Raw genomic sequence first — 536 nt, forward strand, 5'->3', positions numbered from 1 at the left:
TTGTGGTTATCGGCGGCTTGATGAAGCAACAAAATGTCGAGCAAGTGTCAAAAGTCCCATTCCTTGGCGACGTGCCAGCTCTGGGTCACTTGTTCCGCAACACTTCGAATGTGACACAAAAAACCGAGCTAGTTATTCTGCTTAAACCGACCGTTGTTGGCGTGAACTCTTGGCAAAAAGAGCTAGAGCGCTCGCGTGATTTGCTGCAAGAGTGGTTCCCTGATGCGCAATAAGCGCAGAAGAAACGTTAGCTTTTCAAAGAGTTTGTGATTCGTTATGTACTTGTCGCATTTTGGATTTCGAGTTCAACCTTTCTCACTGACCCCAAATACGGAAATGTTTTTGGGGTTAGTGCCTCACTATGAGGCGATTCAAACCATCTTAGCCGCCGTGCAGATGGGAGAAGGGGTGATTAAGGTGACAGGTGAAGTTGGTACGGGCAAAACCATGGTTTGTCGCAAGCTGATTGAACAGATCGAATCGCAAGTGGAATTGGTCTATCTACCCAATCCTGTGCTCAACGGAGAGCAATTACA

Annotated in this window: 1 protein-coding gene and 1 pseudogene; both read left to right on the forward strand. The window is 47.0% G+C overall.

Annotated elements, in window-relative coordinates; all coding sequences use genetic code 11:
* Nucleotides 1-233: pseudogene (locus R7E78_RS29970) on the forward strand (pilus (MSHA type) biogenesis protein MshL); the annotation flags it as partial.
* 43 nt (nt 234-276) lie between these two features.
* On the forward strand, nt 277-536 hold a 260-nt coding region (locus R7E78_RS29975), incomplete at its 3' end, for an ExeA family protein (protein ID WP_318059121.1).

This window comes from Vibrio sp. YT-19(2023), from assembly GCF_033337395.1.